This window comes from Flavobacterium sp. DSR3-2 (assembly GCF_049896525.1).
Classification (GTDB): domain Bacteria; phylum Bacteroidota; class Bacteroidia; order Flavobacteriales; family Flavobacteriaceae; genus Flavobacterium.
This window is the reverse complement of record NZ_JAFCUM010000006.1, coordinates 42,348-65,294: the sequence shown is the minus strand read 5'-3', so window position 1 is coordinate 65,294 and position 22,947 is coordinate 42,348. Positions and strand designations below refer to the sequence as shown.

Genomic DNA, 22,947 nt, shown 5'->3' with positions numbered 1-22,947 from the left:
AAATATAATTTAAAATATTAGTTCAGCAAGGCTTTAGCATGATTTAAGGCCGAATCAGAGACAACCGTTCCTGATAACATTTGCGCGATTTCAACAATCCTTTCATCGTCACTCAAAAGCTTCAATTCCGATTGCGTATCCTCGCCAACAGTCGATTTAAATACTTTAAAATGTGCATTCCCTTTTGCCGCAATTTGGGGTAAATGAGTAATTGCAAAAATTTGCATTTTTTGGCTCATTTCTTTCATAATTTCGCCCATCCTGATAGCGATTTCTCCGGAAACACCTGTATCAATTTCATCAAAAATCAATGTCGGTAATTTTGAATATTGTGCCAATATCGCCTTTACCGCAAGCATAATTCTTGACATTTCCCCGCCGGAAGCTACTTTTTTCAACAAACCGAAATCAGTTCCTTTATTGGCAGAAAACAAAAACTGAAGCTCATCTTTTCCGTTTTGAAAATAGGTTTCCGTCGTATTAATATCAATATTGAAACGAACATTTGGCATTCCCAACGTTTCTAAAATAGTAATCAATTTTTGAGATAAAACTGGAATCGAAACCAATCTATTATTATGAATTGTTGTCGAAAAAGCATCCAATTCAACCGTTTTTTGTTTGATAGAAAGCGACAGTGCAGCAATCTCCTCTTCCATACTACATAGCTCCAAAACTGAATTTTCCAAATTTGCTTGAATTTGAAGTAATTCATCCACAGATGAAACCTGATGTTTCTTTTGCAAAGTAAAGATTACCTGAAGCTTCTGACTTATCAAATCCAGTTGTTGCGGATCATTTATCAGTTTTTCAGAACAACGGTTCATTTCATCCGAAATATCATCAAACTCAATTGTCAAGCTTGTAATCCTCTCAAGCAAAGTATGATATTCAGTTGAAAAAGAGGCTATTTTTTGTAATGAAACCTTAATTTCATTCAAATTATGCAGTACACCAATTTGTTCTTCATTGGCAACAGCCAAAGATCTATCGATAGATTCTTTTATAATCTCAACATTATTCAATTTTTCAAAATCAGCCTCAAGAGATTCTTGTTGACCTGATTTTAATTGTGCTGCTATTAATTCATCCAATAAAAAAGTATTGTATTCTTGCTCTTTTTTAGATTCGCTTTGTCTTTTCAGCAGAGAATTTAATTTGGATTTATCCGATTTATAGCTTTTTAAAAGCGATTGATATTCCAAAATTGTTTCTTTATTATTGGCAATTGCATCAATAATTTCGAACTGCACATTCTCATCCGAAAGTTCTTGGGTTTGCTGCTGCGAATGAATATCAATCAAGAACAAGCTCAGTTCCTGTAATTCCTGCAGATTTACGGGACTATCATTGATAAAAGCTCTTGATTTTCCGGAAGGAAGAATTTCACGTCTAATTATAGTATCATTTTCATAATCTAAATCATTGGCCTCAAAAAAAGGAAGCAAACTATACTTAGAAATTTCAAAATGAGCTTCAATTATACACTTTTCTTCTTTATTTTTTAAAGAAGTCAAGTCGGCTCTTTTTCCTAAAACCAATCCTAATGCTCCTAAAATTATTGATTTACCCGCACCGGTTTCTCCGGTAATTGTTGAAAAACCTTTTGAAAAATCGATAGTCAATTTTTCTATTAAAGCATAGTTTTTTATCGAAAGTGACGTTATCATTTAATATATTGTTTTTTAGGGAGAAGTAAAATAAAAGTAAATTGAAGACCAATTAATATTTAATTGCTACCCATTTGCTTGAGTTTAACGGAGAAATTTTGTTCAGATTATCAACTAAATCTGATATGGTAATACTGGGTCCACCAGAAAATATAGAAACAACTTCATCTGATTTAGCATCAAAAAAGACACGTGTTAAAAAGGCATTCGGTCTTGAAAGGTTTAATTTTGCTAAATTAACCAATGATGCTTTTATTTTTTCTTTCGAAACTTTTAAATCCTGACTCATTAAATCTAATCCACTATGATAATCATACATGGTTTGTCTGACTGGTTTAAAAGTTGGAGATAAAATATCATTTATCAAAAAGTAACGATTTTGGTTTCCATCAGCTTGACTCCAACCTTTGGAACCGCCTAATTGCGCCACATTTGAAATATTTTGAGCAATCTCAAAATTAGGCGTTCCAGATTCAGCCACAAATGTATCGGCATCCATTGCTAAAATTACATAACTGTAAAAAGCTAGCACCGAAACTAAATTAGAATCGAACGTAGTGGGATTGAATACTAGATTTTCAAACTCTGTGTATCTAAAATTAAAGTCTTTGTCGTTGTAATTTAATACAGGTGAAGAATAAAAAGAATTAAATACTGGTCTGGAAGATTGTACTTGAATTGTTGCTGTAAATTGATCCGAACTGTTGCTAGAAACAGTAATATACATTGAACAATTAATTTTTTCACTTTGCTTTAGAGCTTGACCCGTCCAATCTGTTTTATTTAAAAACTCGCTTATAGATGTTTCTAAGGTTTTAAAAACTTGCTGATTGGTGACGCTCAACCTTTTTGAATCTACGGTAACCACACAATTTAGTTGTTGCGCTTGGGCAAAACCAACAATAAAAAGCAGCAAAAAAGTAACTATTTTATTCATCTGTAGATTTCTATTATTTTGCTTTTGTCCAAATCAAAACTATTGTAAGCCAGAACGTATTGTTCGCTATCGTTGAATTCCTAAGTGCGTTATTACCTTGTTTAGGATATCATCTGCCACTGCTTCTTTTGATTTTAATTCCATCGGTTCAATATTGAAATATTTATCAATAAAAGTTACTTTATTCGTTGGCTTACCAAAACCTGCACCTTGATCTTGTAATGAATTTAAAACTATCAAATCTAAGTTTTTTTTCTGAATTTTCAGCTTTGCATTTTCAATTTCATTTTCTGTTTCTAAAGCAAAACCTATCAGAAACTGATTTTTCTTTTGAGCACCCAAAGAAGCTAAAATATCTTTCGTTTTTTCGAGTTCAATTGTAAAGTTATCCGCTACTTTTTTGATTTTTTGTTGAGCAACATTCTTAGGTTTATAATCAGCTACGGCTGCCGCTGCAATTGCAACATCTACGTCAGCAAAGAACTGATGACAAACATTGTACATTTCTTCGGCAGAAACTACTGAAATAACATCGATCAAAGGATTTGAAACTTTACAATTTGTAGGTCCCGAAACCAAAATCACAGAAGCACCTAAATTCGCAGCGCTTGAGGCAATATCAAAACCCATTTTACCCGAAGAATGATTTCCTATGAAGCGTACCGGATCTATTGCTTCATAAGTGGGGCCAGCAGTAATTAATATTTTTTTTCCTTTAAGTGGCAATTTGCTGTTTAAATCGGCTTCAATAAAAGCTACAATATTTTCAGGTTCCGCCATTCTTCCTTCACCGGATAATCCACTTGCTAATTCACCGCTTTCAGCAGGAATTATAACATTGCCAAATCGAGACAAAGAAGAGAAATTAGCTATCGTTGAGGGATGTTTGTACATGTCTAAATCCATTGCAGGAGCAAAATACACCGGACATTTTGCCGATAAATAAGCTGCGATCAAAAGATTATCGCAAGTCCCATTTGTCATTTTTGACAAAGTATTTGCTGTTGCGGGCGCAATAACCATCAAATCAGCCCAAAGTGCTAATTCAACATGATTGTTCCATTTTTCATTCTCGTCGTCTTGATTGTAAAAACTGGAATGAACAGGATTTTTTGATAACGTGGATAAAGTAAGAGGAGTTACAAAATCCTTAGAAGCAGGTGTCATTATCACTTGGACATGTGCACCTGCTTTTATGAAAAGTCGTACTAATGATGCTGTTTTATAGGCTGCAATTCCACCAGAAACTCCAAGTAGAATTTTCTTACCGCTTAAAACTGACATCGTACTATTATTTATTTGAATCTCTGTGGTAGATTTTACCGTCTAACCATTCTTGAACTGCTAAAGCGTGTGGCTTAGGTAGTTTTTCGTAAAATTTTGAAACCTCAATTTGTTCTTTGTTTTCAAAAACTTCTTCAAGACTGTCATTATATGTAGCAAATTCTTCCAATTTCTCTGTCAATTCTTTTTTAATTTCAGAGTTGATTTGGTTTGCTCTTTTAGCCATAATGGTTATCGCTTCATACACATTACCAGTAGGTTCTTCAATAACATTTTTGTTGTATGTTATTGTATTTACTGGAGCATTCGTCTTTTTTAAATCCATGACTTTATTTATTTAGTAAATTTTTGTAAATCTTTTTCTATTCGAGCTAACATTTCGTTAGCTACTTTTTTGTATTTCGTTTCTGCATTAAATTTTATCAAATTTGATTGTGAAACTTTGGCAACATTTAATCGTTCTTCCATTTTTGCAGGAACACTATTGATGGCCAATTGATATGCAGAATCTAACTTATAATATAATGCATCTTCTTTGTAAGGCGTTCCAGGATAATCAGCAACAAAATTATCTAAAGCCACAATAGCCGATTTAAAATCTGAAATTGTATTGTATCCTTTAGCATTTTCAAATACTTTTTTCTCAATTTTCTCACTTAATACTTTCACAGCAGTATTTGCTTCAGTAATGTATTGTGAGTTTGGATAATTGTCTATAAAAGATTGCAGTTTATCCAGTGCTTTATTAGTTTCAGTTTGATCTAAACTGTAAACTGGTGACAACATTGAATAACTTTTTGCACCTAAATAAGCAGCTTCTTCTAATTTTTCACTTTTAGGATAACCAGAAACGAAACTTTCAAATTGATATCCGGCTAAATAATATTGTTTTGTTTTGTAATACGATTGCGAGAACATATAAAAAAGTTTTTCCGCTTGAGGTTTTCCTCTGTAAGCCGGAGCAATTTGTTCAAAAATACGAATCGCTTTCGAATATTTTCCTGCATCATATAACTGAGTCGCCATTTCGAACTTGACAGCAACATCTTCGGTTTTTAATGCTTTTTGGTACTCGTTACAAGAACTGAAAACAGCAACAAGAAGCAATAGAGATATTATTTTTTTACTCAACATTTAATATTGTTTTTTAGATTTCGTGAATCTTTGATTTCATTTTTTTCCTTTTATCATGATTTGCAAGTTGAAACAACCCACAAAACCATACCGAAGTTTCGGTGGCAAATTTAGTTATTAATTCAGCGACTTCAAAATATATTTTTTATTAATAAAAAGACCGATTTTTTAACCTTTTCTATTTACTTTTTTGACAAATTTATCAATTCTGTTTGCTAACGTATCATCAACATTTACCAATGGCAAACGCACTGTGTTTTCAGAAATTCCCAGTGATAGAAATATTTGTTTGATTCCAGCTGGATTTCCTTGCTCAAAAATCATATCGATACACTCGGCTAAAAGGTAATGCGTTTTGAATGCTTCATCTACTTTGCGATTTAAGCCCAACCGAATCATTTCAGAAAATTCTTTCGGAAAACCTTGACCAATTACTGATATTACGCCTGATCCACCTGCTAAAACCATCGGTAAAGCAATCATATCATCACCGGAGATTACCAGAAAATTTTTCGGTTTGTCTTTTAATAATTGCATCGCCTGAACAATATCTCCTGCCGCTTCTTTTATAGCTACAACATTTTCGAAATCATTAGCCAAACGCAAAACAGTTGAAGGCAGCATATTACTTGCTGTTCTTCCTGGAACATTATATAAAATTACCGGGATTGAAGAAGCTTCAGCAACGGCTTTGAAATGTTGATAAATCCCTTCCTGCGTTGGTTTATTGTAATATGGAGAAACAGAAAGTATAGCCGAAAATACTGACAAGTCTCTGGTTTTTAACTCATCAACAACTTTTGCTGTATTATTTCCTCCCACTCCCAAAACTAATGGCAAAGCGCCATTATTTGCTTCGATTACGGTACGTATAACTAATTCTTTTTCGTCTTGAGACAAAGTTGCATTTTCTGCCGTGGTTCCCAAAACGACAAGATACTCAATTCCTCCATCGATAGAAAAATTCACAATTCTTTTTAATGCTTCAGTATCAATTGAAAAATCTTGTTTAAACGGAGTTACAAGAGCAACTCCAGTTCCTATTAATGATTGCATATTATATCTATATTTTGTTTAGTAATTTTAAATATTTAAATAACTCACTTACAAAAACGGCGTCACTATTGATTTCCGTTTTGATTATAAAATGATTTAATCTTTTGTCTATTGATGAAAAGCCAACTTTAAATTGCGCTTTAGAATCATGCGTAATTTGCATTAAAATTGCTTTCTCGATGTCATAAAAACTGATTAACAAATCAAACTTTTCATTGCTGAACTCATTAATCTCATGACCTCTAATTTCTCCATTCCATTTTAGCTGCGCTACGCTAAATATGGGATATTTCGATACTTTTTTTTTCTTAACAGCATCAAAATAAAAGATTGTTTTTATATTTTTCTCTAAAATTCCGTTTGCTACTAACTCTGCAATCAATAATTCGGTTGCCGAAAAATTAGTTACATCTACCAATAAACCAACTGTTTGTACAATACCTGAGGAGTGATTCATTTTTGAATCTTGCAAGCTATTTTTTAATGTTTTTTTTACTAAAAAATTCTTTATATAATTCAAAAACATATTACTTTTACTTGGTTACAAAATTAATTAATTAAGTCGCATTTAAAATGGTAAATCTAAAAAAGTATAACGACGTTTCTAAACTTTTTGTTATATTCTTAACATTTTTATTTGTTGCCTCTTGCAGCAAACAAAATTACGTCACTAAAATAGAAGGAAAAAGAATTCCTATTACTGAAAAGGAGAATCAAGTTCCTGCAATTGAAAATTTTATAAAACCGTATCGGGAACACATTAACAAAGATTTAGACAGCGTGTTAGCTTATTGTCCGGAAACATTGGATAAAAGCAGTGGTAAATGGCAAACTACAATCGGTAATTTGATGGCTGATGTTACCTTAATGAGAGGAAATGTCGTATTTCAAGCTAGAGAAAAAAAGAATATTGATATTTGTTTGCTTAACAGCGGAGGGATTCGTTCGATACTTCCAAAAGGAAATGTAACATCAAGAACAGCTTTTGAAATCATGCCGTTTGAAAACAGTTTGGTTGTGATTGCATTAAAAGGAGAGCAAATACTTGAAATGGTCGACTTTTTTATCGCTGAAAAGAAACCACATCCATTATCTGGAGTAACTTTTACAATTGATAAAAATAATGTTGGCAAAAATATTTTAGTTCAAGGGAATCCTATTCAAAAAGAGACCATTTATTATGTGGGAACCAATGATTATTTGTCTAATGGTGGAGACAACATGAATTTCTTTAAAAAAGGTGTTCAGAAATTTGATTTAGAATACAAATTACGAAATATCCTTATTGATTATTTTAAAGAAGTTGACACTATTCCTGTGATAAAAGATGTTAGAATTACGGTAGAATAAAAATAAGTATTAAGAGTTCAGACGCATTATTTAGTTTTAAACAACTGAAAGTAATTTTGAAAATATAAAGTCATAGCCCCGATTGAAGCGGCATCCCACGCTTTTTAGCGTGGATATAGCGTAAAGCGGGAAATAGCTCCAAAAAACATAAAATGAAAAGAAGAGAATTTATAGAGAAAACAGCTGCTGGTTCAGCTTTATTGAGTTTAGGTGTGTCATTAAGCAGTTTTGATATCTCTAAAACCAGACAATTGACGGTTTTACACACTAATGATGTTCACAGTTATATTGATCCATTTCCTGCGGATCACCCTAGAAATGCAAATATGGGTGGCGTGGCACGAAGAGCAGCTTTGATTGAAACGATCAGAAAAGAAAATCCAAATGTATTGTTGCTCGATGCAGGTGATATTTTCCAGGGAACGCCTTATTTTAATTATTACGGTGGAGAATTAGAGTTTAAATTGATGAGTATGATGCAATATGATGCGTCTACAATAGGAAATCATGATTTTGATAATGGTGTTGAAGGTTTACATGCGCAGATGCCCCACGCTAAATTTGAATTTCTGTCCGCCAATTATGATTTTAAAAATACTGTAATGGATGGTTTTGTAAAGCCTTATAAAATATTTAATAAAAACGGAATAAAAGTGGGTGTTTTTGGGCTTGGAATCGAGCTTGCAGGCTTGGTTGACAAAGGAATGTACAAGGAAACCGTGTACAATAATCCTGTCGAGACTGCTCAAGATATGGTTCGGATTTTAAAGAAAGAAAAGCAATGTGATATCGTGATTTGTTTGTCGCATTTAGGATACAAATATAGAGACGAGCCAAATAAGATTTGTGATTTAAAATTAGCCGAGCTGACCCAGGATATTGACTTAATCATTGGTGGTCATACTCATACTTTTCTGGACAAACCTACGGTTGCAAAGAATCTTGTGGGCAAAGAAGTTTTGGTAAATCAGGTAGGTTGCTACGGTATTAACTTAGGAAGAATAGATTTTTATGTAGATAATAATAAATCAAAAGCTTTTGAAGGAAAATCGATTGTAGTGTAGCTATAACCGATTTTATTATTTGAAATAAACTTTAGTAGTTTGTTTGTTATCTTCATTTACATCTGCATTGAATCTTTCGGTATCAATGACAAATTTATAAAAAGCATAATAACTCGTTACATACAAAACCATTCCCAATGGTCTAAAGTACGTTGGAGGTAAGTTAGACAAAAAACATTTCTCAATAAATACAGTAAAATACAGCGCTATAGATAATACTCCAAAGATTGACAGCCAAGGTGTATTTTTAGTTTCATTCATAAAATAATTAGACAAAACAACTGCTCCAAGAATAGACACCAAAATATTTTGGATTACTAAAGGATAATAACTCTCCTTTGGAATTTCATCAGAAATAGAAAGCAAATAAGAAAAAATAAAAATAAAAGGAATTACTGCTATTAGTATTGGTACAAAATCGCTGACCTTATTCAACTTTATAATATATAGTATGAGTAAAATTCGATGGATTACAATTCCGGCTAATCCTAACATTAAAAAAAGTAATGATTCTGAAAGAATTAAAATACTAGTCAGCAGCAAAAAAAACCAGCTTACAAAAAAAAGCATGCTCTTTTCCTCAGAAGTAAGCCAATAAAGACAGAGTATTAATAACACCGTCAAAGGTCGAAATGCAAACAAAATTACTTTGAATGAAAATAATTCTGCCAAAACTTCGATAATTGCAAAAGAAAAAATTAAACCAACGATTGCGTTTCCTTGTGTAAAATTATAATTTTTTGTCAGTAGCTGCATTACTTTTATTAATTAAAGTGATAAAATCATCTTCCGAAATTATTGAAACATTTAATTTATTGGCTTTGTCTAATTTAGCGGGTCCCATATTATCACCAGCTATAACATAATCCGTTTTTGCCGAAATGGAACTTCCCACTTTTCCTCCATTATCTTCAATTGCTTTTTTCAAATCGTCTCTGGAAAATTTCTCAAATACTCCTGAAACAACAAACGTTTTGCCCGAAAGTTTTTCGGTAGCATTTGGATTTACCTTTTCAATAATTTCAAATTGTATTCCATATTTTTTAAGTCTTTCAATGATAATACTATTTTCCTGATTATCAAAAAAATCTAGTACACTTTGTGCAATTCGCTCACCAATTTCATCCACTAAAATCAAATCCATCAAAGTAGCCTGACGCAATGCATCGATACTTTTATAATGTTTAGCTAATTTTTTCGCTACTGTTTCACCAACGAAGCGTATTCCAAGTGCAAATAAAACCCGTTCAAAAGGAATATTCTTTGAATTCGCTACACCATTCACCAAATTTTCTGCAGATTTTTGAGCCATTCGCTCCAAAGGGCGAATTTGCTCAACTGTTAATTCATACAAATCGGCATAATTATGAACCAACCCGTTATTGAATAATAAGGTTACCGTTTCACCGCCAAGACCTTCAATATCCATTGCTTTCCTTGAAATAAAATGTTGGATTCTCCCAATAATTTGCGGTGGGCAGCCATAAAAATTAGGACAATAATGATTGGCTTCTCCTTCGCTTCTTACCAATTCAGCATTGCATTCCGGACAATGGGTGATGTATTTTGTAGTCTCTGAAGTATCAAGACGCTTAGTCAAATCAACAGCAATAATTTTAGGAATAATCTCCCCTCCTTTTTCTACAAAAACGGTATCTCCAACACGAATATCCAATTTTTCGATTTGATCCGCATTATGCAAAGAAGCACGTTTAACAATAGTTCCGGCTAATTGCACAGGATTTAAATTTGCCACTGGAGTTATAGAACCTGTTCGTCCTACCTGATACGAAATAGAATTTAATTTTGTCGAAGCCTGTTCTGATTTAAATTTATAGGCAATTGCCCAACGAGGTGATTTTGCAGTAAAACCCAATTCATCCTGATAGTGAAAAGAATTTACTTTTACTACTACACCATCGGTTTCATAAGGAAGATTATGCCTGTGAGTGTCCCAATAATCAATGAATTGAAAAACTTCATCCAAATTATGCGCCAGTTTAGCTTCTTTAGGAGCTTTAAATCCCCATTTTCTGGCCGTTTCTAAGCCTTCAAATTGCGATTTAAAAGGCAAATTATTGCCAATTAAAAAATACAACAAACAATCCAATGGTCGTTTTGCAACTTCGGCGCTATCCTGTAATTTTAAACTTCCAGAAGCAGTATTTCTCGGATTTGAGTAAGGTGTTTCACCTATTTCAATTAATTCCTGGTTCATCTTTTCGAAACCTGCAAATGGCAGAATTATTTCGCCACGAATATCAAATTTAGAAGGGAAATTCCCTTTTAATTTCAACGGAATTGATTTTATAGTTTTAATATTATTTGTTACGTCGTCTCCCTGAAAACCGTCTCCACGCGTAACAGCACGTTTGAGAATTCCGTTTTCATAGGTAATGCTAATTGAAGCACCATCGTACTTTAATTCACAGGTATACTCTAGCAGGACATCGCCTAAGACCTTCTGAACTCGTTTTTCCCATTCGATTAATTCTTCCTTAGAATACGAATTATCAAGAGAATACATACGGTGTTCATGCGTTACAGTCTGGAAGTTTTTCGTTATGGTTCCTCCTACACGTTGAGATGGTGAACTTTCGTCAAAATATTCCGGATACTGACTTTCAAGTTCTTGAAGTTGCTTTAATTTAAAATCAAATTCAAAATCAGAAATTATAGGTCTATCTAACACATAGTAATTATAATTGTGTTGATTTAATTCCTCCCTTAATTTTTGAATCGTATTTTGAATATCCATAGAAAATAAAAATTGGCTATTTTAGTTTTGAAAAAGTGTACTAAAATAACCAATTTAAAAGAAATAACAATGCAATTATGATGCTATAATTGTATTTATTTGCTGGAATAAAAGTCCATCACTCAAAAACGAACCTTGTTGTATTAATTCAAAAATTGAAGTATTACGCTCTTCCGTAAATTCTTTTTTACCCACTTTCATTTCAATAGTATCCGTAAACATATTATCGCTAAGCCATTGCAATCCTTCTTTGGTCAAAAAATCAACTTCAGGCACCAATGATTTCAAAACAATCGATTGAACATGGGTATCAAAACAATGAAAGAGGAAAATATGATTTTTAGAAAAATGTTCTAAATAGGTTGCTTTCGAAAGAACACCTTCCCAAATTAAATCAGAAAAAACGTCTAACTCTTGTTCGGCAACTTCTGGTTTTGAAGCTTTAATTGTATCCCACTCTGCTCTATCAATTGCTTGAGTTGCTAAAAAAGTACTGAATTCCTGATTCAATTCTTCAAATTGCTCTTTTGTTAATCTTGAGTATTTCATTTATGCTAAATTTATTTCATCATCTTAATTATTTAAGATGCTCTTTATTTATGAATTAAAGAATCTGAAACAAGTTCAGACTAAACAAAAAAAATCCCGACTTCCATCGAGATTTAATTATATAAATTTAAAAAATTTATGCTTTTTCAGCAACAACTTCATAATCTAATTCAACAATAACATCTCTGTGTAAACGAACGCTGGCAGTATATTTACCAGTACGTTTAACAATTCCGCTTGTGATGAATTTTCTTTCGATTTGTTGTCCTCCTTTAGCTAAAGCTTCAGCGATATCAATATTGGTGATTGAACCAAATAATTTTTCACCACCTGCTTTCGCAAAGATCTTAATTTCGATAGCTTTCAAAGCTTCCGCCAATGCCTTTGCATCTGCTACCACTTTAGCTTCTTTGTGTGCTCTTTGTTTTAGGTTTTCAGCTAATACTTTCTTTGCAGAAGAAGTTGCTAAATGCGCGTGACCTTGTGGGATCAAAAAGTTACGACCGTAACCATTTTTTACCGTTACAATATCATCTTTAAATCCTAAATTTTGAACGTCTTGTCTTAATATAAGTTCCATGTTGTTGTCCTTTGTTATAGAAGTTAGGTTTCTTATTTCAGAAAACCAACAACTGAGTTATTTTATTATTTTAGTAAATCAGCCACGTATGGCATTAAAGCAATGTGACGTGCTCTTTTCACTGCAACTGACACTTTTCTTTGGTATTTCAATGAAGTTCCAGTCAAACGACGAGGAAGAATTTTTCCTTGCTCATTAACGAATTTCAATAAGAAATCAGCATCTTTATAATCAATATATTTGATACCTGATTTTTTGAAACGACAATACTTTTTAGTTTTGTTAGTTTCTATGTTCAAAGGCGTAAGATATCTGATATCTCCGTCTTTTTTTCCTGAAGCCGATTGTTGTAATGTTGCCATGATAATTAAGCTTTTGTAGATTTTAATTTAGTTCTTCTTCTTTCAGCCCAAGAAATAGCATGTTTGTCAAGACTTACAGTCAAGAAACGCATTACTCTTTCATCACGTCTAAATTCAGTTTCAAAAGCAATAAGAACTTCTCCAGCTACTTTGAATTCGAATAAATGGTAAAAACCACTTTTTTTGTTTTGAATTTCGTAAGCCATTTTTTTAAGGCCCCAGTCTTCTTTCGACACCATTTCTGCTCCTCTACTAGTAAGAAAATCTTCAAATTTGCTTACTGTTTCCTTTACCTGAACTTCAGATAAAACGGGATTTAAAATGAAAACAGTTTCATAATGATTCATAAATATATATTTATTTGTTATTTTGGGTGCAAAAGTAACCATTAATTCTTAATAAACAAGTCTTCTTTCGTTTTATTCGATGTGTAGTAAAAAAATCGGCTCTATTAATTTTTTTTTAATAAAAAAGTATTACGTTTACGTAGCCAAATCTAAAATACAAAATTATGAAATTAAACTGTGTCGTGGTGGATGATAGTTCTATCCAGAGAATGATTATCGCTAAGTTAGTTAATAATCATCAGAATTTACATTTAATAGGTGATTTTTCTAATGCAATCGAAGCAAGAAGTTGTATGTCTATTCATAATGTGGATTTGATTTTTCTTGATATAGAGATGCCAGTAATTAACGGTTTTGATTTTCTAGATGGCTTAAAAGTAAAACCACAAATTATTTTTATCACTTCAAAGGCTGAATATGCAATGAAAGCTTTTGATTATGATGCCACTGATTACCTTCAGAAACCAATTGCAGTCGATAGATTCAATGCTTCGGTCAAAAGAGCTATCGATTTTTATTTACTTAAAAAGGAAAATAAAGAAGAAGAAGGAGAGCATATTTTCATTAAAAGTAATTTAAAAAAACTAAAAATATTTACTTCTAAAATAAAATGGATTGAGGCGTTTGGTGATTATGTTAGAGTTGTCACCGAAGAAGACAGCAATTTAGTACTTTCTACCATGAAATCTTTTGAGAATGATTTATCAAAAGAAAAGTTTGTCAGGGTACACAAGTCCTATATCATCAATATTGATAAAGTGGAACGTTTCAACAGCAAATACGCTGAAATTGGAATGACAAAAATTCCTTTGAGTCGCCATAAAAAAGAAGATTTAGTTCGAGCCCTTTCCTTTTCTTAATATCTTGTCATTAATAAAAATCTACATTCAACGTAACTTTAATCGCTCTGTACTGAGCTACAGCCTCAAAACTATTTAACATTTTCTGAATAGTTTTTTTTGTGTTTCCAATAGATGTATTTTGAGGAATTTTGATAATTATTGTTCGAATGTATTCATTTCTAATTCTACTGATAGCCGGTTCCTCCGGACCTAATACCGGCATATTCAGGTTTTGGCTCATCACCTGATACAACCATATAGAACCTTCTTTTAATTTATCAAAATCACGCTGTTTCAAAGTCAGTTTTATAATTCTGAAATACGGCGGGTATTTATAAATTTGCCGGTCATACAATTGCTCTTTATACATTCCCAAATAATCATTGTTAGTTACTTGTTGTATCGTATTATGATTGGGATTATAAGTTTGTATGATTACTTTTCCTTGTTTTTCAGAACGTCCAGCTCTTCCTGCAACTTGCGTCATCATCTGGAAACTTCTTTCGAAAGCTCTAAAGTCAGGATGAAATAACATATTATCTGCGTTCATGATTCCCACTAAACTTACGTTATCAAAATCCAATCCTTTAGCCAGCATTTGAGTTCCAACTAAGATATCTATTTCCCTATTTTTGAAACTATCAATGATTTTCTCAAAACCAAATTTTCCGCGTGTAGTATCCTGATCCATCCTACCTATTTTTGAATTTGGAAAAATAGAAATCAATTCTTGTTCGATCTGTTCGGTTCCAAAGCCTTTTGTAGTCAAATCAACACTGGAGCACGCGTGACAATGCGTAGGCTTAGCCATGCTATATCCGCAATAATGGCAGCGCAATTGATTTTTATTTTTATGGTACGTCAAACTCACATCGCATTGTAAACAGTGAGGCACATGACCGCAAGTGATGCATTCAATGATGGGAGAATAACCTCTTCTGTTTTGAAATAAAATTACTTGTTCTCCTAATGACAATGCGTTTGTAATTTCTTCAACTAAAACATCACTAAAATGTCCCGTCATTTTTTTACGAAAGTACTTGTCCTTCAAATCCACCAATTCGATGTTGGGCATCATCACGTTTCCAAAGCGCTTGAAAATTTCCACTAAACCAAATTTATCTGATGTGGCATTAAAATACGTTTCTATACTTGGCGTCGCTGAACCCAAAAGTACTTTTGCTTTATGCGAATGTGCCAACACTATGGCCGCATCGCGCGCATGATATCGCGGAGCCGGATCTACTTGTTTGAAGGTTTGTTCATGCTCTTCATCTACAATTATGAATCCCAAATCATGAAATGGCAAAAACAGAGCAGACCTTGCTCCTATTACCACTTGTGCTTTCTCAGATTTTTGCAAGACTTGATTCCAAACTTCAATTCGCTCATTATTGTTGTATTTCGAATGAAAAACAGCCACCTTATTTCCAAAATACGCTCTTAAACGTCCCACTAATTGAGTCGTCAAAGCGATTTCGGGCAATAAATAAAGGATTTGTTTTCCCGTTGCCAAATATCCTTCGATGAGTTTAATATAAATCTCAGTTTTTCCGCTGGAAGTTACCCCGTGCAACAAACACACTTCTTTATGAGTGAAACTTTCTTTAATTTCCTCGAAAGCCGTCTGTTGTGTTGCACTTAATCGTAATTCATCTTCTTTTATTTTCCCGTTGAAATTTACTCGGTCTTCTTGTAGAAAATAATCCTCAAAAATTTCTTTTTCGATTAACGCTTTTACAATCGCAGCAGAAGAATTAGCTTCCTCAATTAATTTTTTTACGGTAATGGGCTTTGCTTTACCTTGTGTCTTTTCAGTTGCGCACAATTGGAAATAACGCATTACGATTTCCTTTTGTTTATTGGCATTTTTCAATGTTTCCAATAACTCGCTTAAGCCTTGATTGGATTCATATTTAGGATGTAAACGTACGTATCGAACTAATTTAGGTTTATAGCTTTCTTGAATTTCCTCCTGAAGCACTAAAATATTCTTATCAACCAGTTTTTGAATAACAGGAAAAATATTTTTTTTGTTTAAAATCGCAATAATATCTTGCACTTTTAATGAATTTTGCTGTTGCAAAGCTTCATAAACCAGAAACTCATCATCTGAAAGTAGGCTGGTATCTATAAACGAATCGGTTTTTTGAGAAATAAGGGTTTCGCTTTCCAGTAAAAGTGCACTTGGCATGGCGCCACGATACACATCCCCAATGGCACACATATAATAAGAAGCAATCCATTGCCAATGCGCAATTTGGATTTCGGTTACAATGGGTCTTTCATCGAGAATTTGATGAATTTCCTTGGCTTCGTATAATGCGGGTTTATTTTGATGAATTTCAATAACTAAAGCCGTATAAATTTTACTTTTTCCAAAAGGAACCGCAACCCGCATTCCTTTTTTGATGTAATGAAACTCCGCTTCGGAAACACAATAGGTAAAGGTTTTAGCTAGAGAAAGTGGTAAAATTACTTCGACGAAATGCATTTGATAGTAATTAAGAGTTATGAGTTGTGAGTTATGCGTAGTTTTTTACTTTGAACTCATAACTCTTAATTTATAATTATTTTACTCTATTCCAGGTTTGTGTTCTTCCAAATAAGGCTACACCAATATATCCTCGAACTTTTAATTTATCATTTCCTTCCAAAGCTAAAAAGCATTTGTATTGTTTCCCCGTAGTTGGGTCAAGAATTTTTCCTGAATTGTACTCTTTGCCATCTTTTTTTAGTCCTTTGATAATAACAAGGCCCATAACCGGTTTATTTTTCTCCGCTCCAGTACATTCCGTACACAAGCTTTTTTTCTTTTCGACATCAATTATATCAACGATTTTACCGTAAATTTTACCGGAACGTTCGTAGATTTCAACAATAGATTTTGCTTTACCGGTTTCGTCGTCAATGGTTTTCCATTTTCCTAGAACAGTTTGATTTTGACCATAAAAAGCCATTGAAGCAAATAATGCCAGAATTGTGATAATTTTTTTCATTTTTTCTTTTTTTAGCCCTGATAGCAGTGGAAATCCTTTTCTTTTTTTCTTTAAAAAAGAAAAGATTAAAACGAATAGCAGGAAATAGCTCCTAATTTTAAACCTATTTTTAATTTAATACTTTACTCTTTTTTTGCTTTTAGTTTATTTACTGTGGCATTCAATTCAAATCCCAACAGCAATATCATACAGTTGATCCAAATATAAAACATCAAAATCAATAATGTTCCTATTGAGCCATATAATTCATTGTATTGTGAAAATTTAGTGACCCATATCCCAAAAAAATACGAATCTAAAATAATTAAAATCGTTGTAAACACTGAACCTATCGAGATAAATGCACGGTTTTTGTCGTGTTTTGTACCAAATTTGAAAAGTATCGAAGTGGTCATTAAAATCATCAAAATAACAAAAGCGTAACGGCCAATTACGATTAATTGAATTTGATCACTAAAGACTGTTTTTTGAATAAAAACTTCAAAAACTACAATTATTGCCACTGTGACTAATAACAGTAAGGATAGTAATAATGACATTCCCAATGCAACTAAATACTGACGAACAAAACCTCTTTTGATAAGCACATGACGAGAGGTTTCAAAACCTCCTAAAATTCCGTTTAATCCATTTGCCATCAAGAAAATCGACAATATAAATCCCGAAGATAACAATCCGGAATCACTATTATTCAGAATATCGCTAATGATTTTGTAAATAGCATCATAAGTATTTGGTGGCACTCCGTCCTTAACAAACATCAAAAAATCTTCTTGGAAACCTTCAATAGGTATAAATGGAATTAAATTTAAAATAAATAATGCAAAAGGAAATAATGCCATGAAAAAACTAAACGCAATGGCACTGGCGTGATAAGTTAAAGCGCTTTCAATGATTCCAAGGCCATATATTTCGATCAAATCATACAAAGACAAACCTTCTAACCAAGGTAGTTTTATCTTTTTTAAACCAAACATAAGATTCCGTAAAATTGGAATTCTTCGTAGTTTCAATTCAATTTCTTTGCTCATAATGCTTTCAAACTCAAATCCATGTTAAAAACAGAATGCGTCAATGCGCCAGACGAAATATAATCTACGCCGCATTCCGCATAGTTCCGAATCGTATTTTCGTTAATATTTCCGGAGGATTCTGTCAAACATTTTGTACCTATTAAAGCTACTGCTTTTTTAGTATCCTCAAAATTAAAATTATCTATTAAAATCCTGTAAACTCCGTCGCTCTCCAGAATTTCTTTAATTTCATCCAGATTTCTGGCTTCCACAATTATTTTTAAATCCAGGTTGTTTTCTTTGAGATATGCTTTGGTTTTGGCTATCGCCAAAGTAATTCCGCCCGCAAAATCATTGTGATTGTCCTTAAGCATTATCATGTCATACAACGCAAAACGATGGTTTTCGCCTCCTCCAATTTTGACTGCCCATTTCTCACATGCTCTAAAACCTGGTGTTGTTTTACGAGTATCGAGAATTTTTGTATTTGTTCCTTCTAACAAACGAACATATTCTTTGGTTTTAGTAGCAATTGCTGACATTCTTTGCATTGAATTCAAAACTATACGTTCTGATTTCAAAATAGATTGCGAACTCCCAGAAACATGAAAAACAATATCTCCTTTTTTTACTGTAGTTCCGTCATCTATAAAAGTTTCAATCTGAAGATTAGCGTCTACATGCTTAAAAACCATTTTTGCAAAAGCTACACCAGCAATAATGCCGTCTTCTTTCACAAGTAGTTTTGCCTTTCCTGTTGCTGATGCCGGAATGCAAGCCAATGAACTGTAATCCCCTGGTCCAACATCTTCCCGAATGGCATTTTGTATCAATATCTCTAACTCGTTTTTGAACTGTATATCGCTAATCATTTTTATAGGAAATTTATAGAATGCTAAAGTAATGCATATTTTGTGGAATTGAAAATTTACGAACTGGCATCTTTAGAAAAAGTAGCAAACGGATCTATTTTATTTACTAAACTACAACCCAAAATCAGAATCTGTGGCTTCATTCCGTTAGTAAACAAGGCTATAAAACAAATAATATTTTCTGATTTTTAGACAGGAAAAAACCACCATCAATTTTATCTCAAATTCGTGGATTTCAAGCTAAAAAGTAACGATTTGGCAGATTTAATCCAAACAAGTTTACACGAAATCAATAATTTTTATTTAGGCATTTATTATTTAAAATCTTATATTTGAAAATAGTAATCAAATCAATATTTATGAAATCTTTTTTAAGCCTTTTTTTTGTAACAGCATTACTTTTCACTTCTTGTAAAAAAGAAGTAGAAACATCAAATACCACTCCAACAAATGTAGTTCCTTTTACTGAGGTTGGCAGACAAATGCAAAGTCAGTCTCAAACTGCCACCCAACAACAACAAAATACAAATACGCAGCCAACAACCGTAGCAGCAGGAATGAATCCGGCGCATGGACAAGCGGGTCATCGTTGCGATATAGCTGTCGGCGCACCATTAAGCGCTCCGGCTACTACAAATGCTTCAGCAACTCCACAACAAAACACAGCTGTTCCTGCTAACACAGTAACTACAACTCAACCGGAAACAACGCCTACCGCTGAAGGCATGAATCCGCCACACGGACAAACGAATCATCGCTGTGATATTGCTGTTGGTGCTCCGTTGCCAAAATAATTAGGTATAAATCCTAAAAAGTTGACGCTACTTTTTGTTTTTAAATCTTAAATATTGCATTTAATAAAAACATTAATTAGCACTAAATAATTTCCTATACCCATTAATTATGGAACCAATTTTAATTTTTGATTTTAATTTAAAAAGTGACTTAAACAATTGGAAAATTGTAAACGACACTGTGATGGGCGGAAAATCTCAAAGTAAATTCTATCTGAATTCCGATGGATTTGGAACTTTTGAAGGCAGCGTTTCGTTAGAAAATAATGGCGGATTTTGTTCCGTAAAATATGTTTGTGAACCAATTGATTTGACAGATGCTAAACACATTTCTATCCGTCTTAAAGGTGATGGTAAACAATACCAATTCAGAGTTAAGCCCCATCAAACTGATTCCCATTCGTATGTATTTCCTTTTCAAACTACTACAGATTGGCAAACTATAGAAATTCCAATTAGCGAATTATATCCTGCTTTCAGAGGACAAAAACTAGATCTACCTAATTATGACGGTTCTAATTTAGAGGAAATTGCTTTCCTGATAGGTAATAAACAAAAGGAAACATTTCATTTACTAATTGATAGCATCGAGGTGAAATAAATATCATCTTAATTTTCTTGTACAAACTTAAAGTCAGATTATCAATTTCCTTCAAAGAGAATATGCTTTGAAACTGTTAATTTTTCTATCTTCGCGCCTCTGAAATTCAACAAAAAATGAACATTAAATTGATTGCTATCGGTAAAACTGATAACAAAGCCTTACAATCTTTAATAGACGATTATATGAAGCGGTTGTCTTTTTACATTAAGTTCGACTTAGATATTATTCCTGATATCAAGAACGTAAAAAACTTATCCGAAAGTCAACAAAAAGAGAAAGAAGGCGAGCTGATTTTGGCGAAAATTACACCAACGGACCAACTTGTTTTGTTGGACGAAAACGGAAAAAATTTTTCCAGTGTAGGATTTTCAGAGGAATTACAGAAGAAAATGAATTCCGGAGTAAAGACTTTGGTTTTCGTAATTGGTGGTCCTTATGGATTTTCAGATGCCGTTTACGCGAAAGCACAAGGCAAAATATCACTGTCTTTAATGACTTTTTCGCATCAAATGGTGCGGTTATTCTTTATTGAGCAATTGTACCGCGGCTTCACGATTTTAAGAAACGAACCTTATCATCACCAGTAAAATTGAGTGTTTAATAATTAATCTCAGTTCTCAGTTGATTTGATTAAAAAATAAACTCTTCCTGTTTTATATTAAATTCCGATGAAGGCAACTTTAAACTATTTATGAAAATTTTATCTTGAATGTAACTTCCAAAATTCAAGTTTTTATCAAAGCAAAAAATGTATTGGATGGATTTGTTATGTGGTGCTTTATTCAAATAGGCTTGCAATTCTTCTTGTTTTACCACAATATCATCTACTAAAATTTCATTGTTTTTGGTAAAAAAGACAACAACTTCTGACTTTGGTTTTTCCATTTTGTAATACACATTGGTAAAAGGAATAAAGGCGAGATTTTTACCAATCGTATCGGCGTAAGAATAATAATTTTCGGCCTTTTCATTCTTGTGTGCTTTTTCTTCACGCTTTTTTTGTTGCAATTTCATGATTTCCGGAATTGTAAGTCGCAACGGCAAACGTTTGTCTACATTTAGAATCCAATTGGTAGAAATAATACTGTTTTTTCGGTTTACTTCTGCCAGCGTATCTTTGCCTTTTGTCCTAAAAAAAATATAGATTGGCGAAAGATCTACAACATCTTTGACAATCGTTGTGTTAGCTTTTGGCAATAAAACAGCCTCTTTGTTTCCACAAGAGAATACAGTAAATAGAACAATCAGAGTAAAATATTTCATCGTTATAAATTGATTTTATTGAATAATGTGACGCATTCCACAGCTTCTTTTACATCGTGAACACGCAGGATTTTTGCTCCTTTAGTCAATGCCAGAGTATTCAAAACCGTAGTTCCGTTTAGCGCATTTTCTATTGTAGTGTCAATCGTTTTATAAATCATGGATTTTCTTGAAATCCCAACAAGAAATGGCAACTCCAGCATGTTAAACAATTCCATTTTTTTAAATACTTCGTAATTTTGAGCTATTGTTTTAGCAAAGCCATAGCCCGGATCGATGATTAAATCATTAATTCCAAAACTTCTGGCCAGCGCTATTTTTTCAGAAAAATAGAACAACATTTCTTTTACAATATCATCGTAATCAGTGAGTGTTTGCATCGTTTGCTGGTTTCCACGCATGTGCATCATAATATACGGAACATTGTATTTTGCTATTGTCTCCATCATTTTATCATCCAGATTTCCGGCTGCAATATCGTTGATGATAGCTGCACCGCTTTCAATTGAAGCTCTGGCCACTTCACTTCTAAACGTGTCAATCGAGATTTTTGTTTCTGGAAAATGTTTTAGAATCAAATCTACAACAGGTACAATTCTCGAAATTTCTTGTTGTTCTGAAACAAATTCTGCATTTGGCTTGCTGGAATAAGCACCAATATCTATAAAAGTTGCGCCATCAAACAGCATTTTTTCAACGTGAGAAAGTATTTCGGTTTCATTCTTATATTTTCCACCATCAAAAAAAGAGTTGGGCGTCACATTCAAAATCCCCATTACTTTGGGAGTTGATAAGTCAACAAGTAATCCTTTGCAGTTAATAGTCATTCGTTTACAGTTTTAAAGACTTCAAAATTCTACATTCAAAAAAATTATCTTATTTTTGAAAAAATTTGAATACAAATATACACCAATAATGAAGAATACTTCAAATGAATATGATACTGTAATTGCGACTTGTCGAGCGCTGTTTATCAACAAAATGAAAGATTACGGATGTGCTTGGCGCATTTTAAGATTACCTTCATTGACAGACCAAATCTACATTAAAGCCCAAAGAATTAGAAGCTTACAAGAGAACGAAGTTCGCAAAATTGATGAAGATGAAACGGGCGAATTTATCGGGATTATCAACTATTCTATCATGGCGTTGATTCAATTGGAATTAGGAGTTGCGGACCAACCTGATTTAGAAGTTGCAAAAGCGACTGAATTGTACGATGCTAAAATCAAATTCACCAAAAATTTAATGGAAGATAAAAATCATGATTATGGAGAAGCTTGGCGAGAAATGCGTGTGAGTTCACTGACAGATTTGATTTTGCAAAAACTACTTCGTGTCAAACAAATTGAAGACAATAAAGGAAAAACATTAGTTTCTGAAGGAATCGATGCTAACTATCAGGATATGATAAATTATTCGGTTTTTGCCTTGATTCTAATGGGTTTTGGAAATAATTAATTAAAAGC

26 protein-coding genes are annotated in these 22,947 nt (G+C 32.9%); 7 read left to right on the top strand and 19 right to left on the bottom strand.

Annotated elements, in window-relative coordinates; all coding sequences use genetic code 11:
- Positions 1–17 precede the first annotated feature (17 nt).
- The 7 genes from recN to ACP7AV_RS09175 all read right to left on the bottom strand — a co-directional run bounded on the left by recN (position 18) and on the right by ACP7AV_RS09175 (position 6,607).
- Positions 18–1,670, bottom strand: a complete 1,653-nt coding sequence (gene recN / locus ACP7AV_RS09205; protein WP_426091703.1) for a DNA repair protein RecN — start codon at positions 1,668–1,670, stop codon at positions 18–20.
- A 52-nt stretch (positions 1,671–1,722) separates the two neighbouring features.
- Positions 1,723–2,607 carry a DUF4835 family protein gene (locus ACP7AV_RS09200; protein WP_426091702.1) on the bottom strand — a complete coding sequence of 295 codons (885 nt, stop codon included), beginning with the start codon at positions 2,605–2,607 and terminating at the stop codon, positions 1,723–1,725.
- 66 nt (positions 2,608–2,673) lie between these two features.
- Positions 2,674–3,891 (bottom strand): bifunctional phosphopantothenoylcysteine decarboxylase/phosphopantothenate--cysteine ligase CoaBC, encoded by a 1,218-nt coding sequence (gene coaBC, locus ACP7AV_RS09195; RefSeq protein WP_426091701.1) that lies wholly within the window; start codon positions 3,889–3,891, stop codon positions 2,674–2,676.
- Positions 3,892–3,898: 7 nt separating this feature from the next.
- Positions 3,899–4,216: a DNA-directed RNA polymerase subunit omega gene (locus ACP7AV_RS09190; RefSeq protein WP_035671643.1), complete on the bottom strand. Its 318-nt coding sequence runs from the start codon at positions 4,214–4,216 to the stop codon at positions 3,899–3,901.
- An 8-nt stretch (positions 4,217–4,224) separates the two neighbouring features.
- On the bottom strand, positions 4,225–5,025 hold the full coding sequence (locus tag ACP7AV_RS09185) for an outer membrane protein assembly factor BamD (protein WP_426091700.1): 801 nt from the start codon (positions 5,023–5,025) through the stop codon (positions 4,225–4,227).
- A 168-nt stretch (positions 5,026–5,193) separates the two neighbouring features.
- Positions 5,194–6,081, bottom strand: coding sequence for a 4-hydroxy-tetrahydrodipicolinate synthase (gene dapA, locus ACP7AV_RS09180; RefSeq protein WP_426091699.1), 888 nt, complete (start codon positions 6,079–6,081; stop codon positions 5,194–5,196).
- 7 nt (positions 6,082–6,088) lie between these two features.
- On the bottom strand, positions 6,089–6,607 hold the full coding sequence (locus ACP7AV_RS09175; protein WP_426091698.1) for a DUF6913 domain-containing protein: 519 nt from the start codon (positions 6,605–6,607) through the stop codon (positions 6,089–6,091).
- A gap of 47 nt (positions 6,608–6,654) precedes the next feature.
- Here ACP7AV_RS09175 and ACP7AV_RS09170 point away from each other — a divergent pair, with 47 nt between their 5' ends.
- Positions 6,655–7,431, top strand: coding sequence for a 5'-nucleotidase C-terminal domain-containing protein (locus ACP7AV_RS09170; RefSeq protein ID WP_426091697.1), 777 nt, complete (start codon positions 6,655–6,657; stop codon positions 7,429–7,431).
- Between the two features lie 152 nt (positions 7,432–7,583).
- On the top strand, positions 7,584–8,495 hold the full coding sequence (locus ACP7AV_RS09165) for a bifunctional metallophosphatase/5'-nucleotidase (RefSeq protein WP_426091696.1): 912 nt from the start codon (positions 7,584–7,586) through the stop codon (positions 8,493–8,495).
- 15 nt (positions 8,496–8,510) lie between these two features.
- On the opposite strand, the gene ACP7AV_RS09160 is transcribed toward ACP7AV_RS09165, so the two are convergent.
- From ACP7AV_RS09160 to rpsF, 6 genes are all read right to left on the bottom strand, one after another.
- On the bottom strand, positions 8,511–9,251 hold the full coding sequence (locus ACP7AV_RS09160; RefSeq protein WP_426091695.1) for a hypothetical protein: 741 nt from the start codon (positions 9,249–9,251) through the stop codon (positions 8,511–8,513).
- Positions 9,226–11,253, bottom strand: coding sequence for an NAD-dependent DNA ligase LigA (gene ligA / locus ACP7AV_RS09155; RefSeq protein ID WP_426091694.1), 2,028 nt, complete (start codon positions 11,251–11,253; stop codon positions 9,226–9,228). The genes ACP7AV_RS09160 and ligA overlap by 26 nt, the downstream gene beginning before the upstream one ends.
- A gap of 75 nt (positions 11,254–11,328) precedes the next feature.
- Positions 11,329–11,802: a DUF6495 family protein gene (locus ACP7AV_RS09150; RefSeq protein WP_426063259.1), complete on the bottom strand. Its 474-nt coding sequence runs from the start codon at positions 11,800–11,802 to the stop codon at positions 11,329–11,331.
- 136 nt (positions 11,803–11,938) lie between these two features.
- Entirely contained in the window at positions 11,939–12,382 is a 444-nt protein-coding gene (gene rplI / locus ACP7AV_RS09145; protein ID WP_091204520.1) for a 50S ribosomal protein L9, read from the bottom strand.
- A gap of 65 nt (positions 12,383–12,447) precedes the next feature.
- Positions 12,448–12,744 (bottom strand): 30S ribosomal protein S18, encoded by a 297-nt coding sequence (rpsR, locus tag ACP7AV_RS09140; protein WP_086454224.1) that lies wholly within the window; start codon positions 12,742–12,744, stop codon positions 12,448–12,450.
- A 5-nt stretch (positions 12,745–12,749) separates the two neighbouring features.
- Entirely contained in the window at positions 12,750–13,091 is a 342-nt protein-coding gene (gene rpsF / locus ACP7AV_RS09135) for a 30S ribosomal protein S6 (RefSeq protein ID WP_035671622.1), read from the bottom strand.
- 164 nt (positions 13,092–13,255) lie between these two features.
- On the opposite strand from rpsF, the gene ACP7AV_RS09130 reads away from it, so the two are divergent.
- Positions 13,256–13,951: a LytR/AlgR family response regulator transcription factor gene (locus ACP7AV_RS09130; protein ID WP_426091693.1), complete on the top strand. Its 696-nt coding sequence runs from the start codon at positions 13,256–13,258 to the stop codon at positions 13,949–13,951.
- A gap of 10 nt (positions 13,952–13,961) precedes the next feature.
- Here the strand turns inward: ACP7AV_RS09130 and priA are convergent, their stop codons facing one another.
- From priA to nadC, 4 genes are all read right to left on the bottom strand, one after another.
- Positions 13,962–16,427, bottom strand: a complete 2,466-nt coding sequence (gene priA, locus ACP7AV_RS09125) for a replication restart helicase PriA (protein ID WP_426091692.1) — start codon at positions 16,425–16,427, stop codon at positions 13,962–13,964.
- Between the two features lie 76 nt (positions 16,428–16,503).
- Positions 16,504–16,932, bottom strand: coding sequence for a DUF2147 domain-containing protein (locus ACP7AV_RS09120; RefSeq protein ID WP_426091691.1), 429 nt, complete (start codon positions 16,930–16,932; stop codon positions 16,504–16,506).
- Positions 16,933–17,054: 122 nt separating this feature from the next.
- Positions 17,055–17,963 (bottom strand): YihY/virulence factor BrkB family protein, encoded by a 909-nt coding sequence (locus ACP7AV_RS09115; RefSeq protein ID WP_426091690.1) that lies wholly within the window; start codon positions 17,961–17,963, stop codon positions 17,055–17,057.
- A complete protein-coding gene (gene nadC, locus ACP7AV_RS09110; RefSeq protein WP_426091689.1) occupies positions 17,960–18,817 on the bottom strand; it encodes a carboxylating nicotinate-nucleotide diphosphorylase in 858 nt (285 codons plus the stop codon). Before nadC ends, ACP7AV_RS09115 begins: the two co-directional genes overlap by 4 nt.
- Before the next feature lie 359 nt (positions 18,818–19,176).
- Here nadC and ACP7AV_RS09105 point away from each other — a divergent pair, with 359 nt between their 5' ends.
- From ACP7AV_RS09105 to rlmH, 3 genes are all read left to right on the top strand, one after another.
- Positions 19,177–19,611, top strand: coding sequence for a hypothetical protein (locus ACP7AV_RS09105; RefSeq protein WP_426091688.1), 435 nt, complete (start codon positions 19,177–19,179; stop codon positions 19,609–19,611).
- A gap of 109 nt (positions 19,612–19,720) precedes the next feature.
- On the top strand, positions 19,721–20,212 hold the full coding sequence (locus tag ACP7AV_RS09100) for a CIA30 family protein (protein WP_426091687.1): 492 nt from the start codon (positions 19,721–19,723) through the stop codon (positions 20,210–20,212).
- A gap of 116 nt (positions 20,213–20,328) precedes the next feature.
- Entirely contained in the window at positions 20,329–20,802 is a 474-nt protein-coding gene (gene rlmH, locus ACP7AV_RS09095; RefSeq protein ID WP_426091686.1) for a 23S rRNA (pseudouridine(1915)-N(3))-methyltransferase RlmH, read from the top strand.
- A 43-nt stretch (positions 20,803–20,845) separates the two neighbouring features.
- Here the strand turns inward: rlmH and ACP7AV_RS09090 are convergent, their stop codons facing one another.
- Positions 20,846–21,478 carry a hypothetical protein gene (locus ACP7AV_RS09090; protein WP_426091685.1) on the bottom strand — a complete coding sequence of 211 codons (633 nt, stop codon included), beginning with the start codon at positions 21,476–21,478 and terminating at the stop codon, positions 20,846–20,848.
- 2 nt (positions 21,479–21,480) lie between these two features.
- Complete coding sequence (folP, locus tag ACP7AV_RS09085; RefSeq protein ID WP_426091684.1) at positions 21,481–22,305, bottom strand: dihydropteroate synthase; 825 nt, start codon at positions 22,303–22,305, stop codon at positions 21,481–21,483.
- Positions 22,306–22,393: 88 nt separating this feature from the next.
- On the opposite strand from folP, the gene ACP7AV_RS09080 reads away from it, so the two are divergent.
- Entirely contained in the window at positions 22,394–22,939 is a 546-nt protein-coding gene (locus ACP7AV_RS09080) for a DUF1599 domain-containing protein (protein WP_426091683.1), read from the top strand.
- Positions 22,940–22,947 lie beyond the last annotated feature (8 nt).

Excerpts from the sequence above, each read along its gene's own strand:
- recN (WP_426091703.1), bottom strand. The coding sequence starts at position 1,670 with ATGATAACGTCACTTTCGATAAAAAACTATGCTTTAATAGAAAAATTG.
- ACP7AV_RS09200 (WP_426091702.1), bottom strand. The coding sequence starts at position 2,607 with ATGAATAAAATAGTTACTTTTTTGCTGCTTTTTATTGTTGGTTTTGCC.
- coaBC (WP_426091701.1), bottom strand. The coding sequence starts at position 3,891 with ATGTCAGTTTTAAGCGGTAAGAAAATTCTACTTGGAGTTTCTGGTGGA.
- ACP7AV_RS09190 (WP_035671643.1), bottom strand. The coding sequence starts at position 4,216 with ATGGATTTAAAAAAGACGAATGCTCCAGTAAATACAATAACATACAAC.
- ACP7AV_RS09185 (WP_426091700.1), bottom strand. The coding sequence starts at position 5,025 with ATGTTGAGTAAAAAAATAATATCTCTATTGCTTCTTGTTGCTGTTTTC.
- dapA (WP_426091699.1), bottom strand. The coding sequence starts at position 6,081 with ATGCAATCATTAATAGGAACTGGAGTTGCTCTTGTAACTCCGTTTAAA.
- ACP7AV_RS09175 (WP_426091698.1), bottom strand. The coding sequence starts at position 6,607 with ATGTTTTTGAATTATATAAAGAATTTTTTAGTAAAAAAAACATTAAAA.
- ACP7AV_RS09170 (WP_426091697.1), top strand. The coding sequence starts at position 6,655 with ATGGTAAATCTAAAAAAGTATAACGACGTTTCTAAACTTTTTGTTATA.
- ACP7AV_RS09165 (WP_426091696.1), top strand. The coding sequence starts at position 7,584 with ATGAAAAGAAGAGAATTTATAGAGAAAACAGCTGCTGGTTCAGCTTTA.
- ACP7AV_RS09160 (WP_426091695.1), bottom strand. The coding sequence starts at position 9,251 with ATGCAGCTACTGACAAAAAATTATAATTTTACACAAGGAAACGCAATC.
- ligA (WP_426091694.1), bottom strand. The coding sequence starts at position 11,253 with ATGGATATTCAAAATACGATTCAAAAATTAAGGGAGGAATTAAATCAA.
- ACP7AV_RS09150 (WP_426063259.1), bottom strand. The coding sequence starts at position 11,802 with ATGAAATACTCAAGATTAACAAAAGAGCAATTTGAAGAATTGAATCAG.
- rplI (WP_091204520.1), bottom strand. The coding sequence starts at position 12,382 with ATGGAACTTATATTAAGACAAGACGTTCAAAATTTAGGATTTAAAGAT.
- rpsR (WP_086454224.1), bottom strand. The coding sequence starts at position 12,744 with ATGGCAACATTACAACAATCGGCTTCAGGAAAAAAAGACGGAGATATC.
- rpsF (WP_035671622.1), bottom strand. The coding sequence starts at position 13,091 with ATGAATCATTATGAAACTGTTTTCATTTTAAATCCCGTTTTATCTGAA.
- ACP7AV_RS09130 (WP_426091693.1), top strand. The coding sequence starts at position 13,256 with ATGAAATTAAACTGTGTCGTGGTGGATGATAGTTCTATCCAGAGAATG.
- priA (WP_426091692.1), bottom strand. The coding sequence starts at position 16,427 with ATGCATTTCGTCGAAGTAATTTTACCACTTTCTCTAGCTAAAACCTTT.
- ACP7AV_RS09120 (WP_426091691.1), bottom strand. The coding sequence starts at position 16,932 with ATGAAAAAAATTATCACAATTCTGGCATTATTTGCTTCAATGGCTTTT.
- ACP7AV_RS09115 (WP_426091690.1), bottom strand. The coding sequence starts at position 17,963 with ATGAGCAAAGAAATTGAATTGAAACTACGAAGAATTCCAATTTTACGG.
- nadC (WP_426091689.1), bottom strand. The coding sequence starts at position 18,817 with ATGATTAGCGATATACAGTTCAAAAACGAGTTAGAGATATTGATACAA.
- ACP7AV_RS09105 (WP_426091688.1), top strand. The coding sequence starts at position 19,177 with ATGAAATCTTTTTTAAGCCTTTTTTTTGTAACAGCATTACTTTTCACT.
- ACP7AV_RS09100 (WP_426091687.1), top strand. The coding sequence starts at position 19,721 with ATGGAACCAATTTTAATTTTTGATTTTAATTTAAAAAGTGACTTAAAC.
- rlmH (WP_426091686.1), top strand. The coding sequence starts at position 20,329 with ATGAACATTAAATTGATTGCTATCGGTAAAACTGATAACAAAGCCTTA.
- ACP7AV_RS09090 (WP_426091685.1), bottom strand. The coding sequence starts at position 21,478 with ATGAAATATTTTACTCTGATTGTTCTATTTACTGTATTCTCTTGTGGA.
- folP (WP_426091684.1), bottom strand. The coding sequence starts at position 22,305 with ATGACTATTAACTGCAAAGGATTACTTGTTGACTTATCAACTCCCAAA.
- ACP7AV_RS09080 (WP_426091683.1), top strand. The coding sequence starts at position 22,394 with ATGAAGAATACTTCAAATGAATATGATACTGTAATTGCGACTTGTCGA.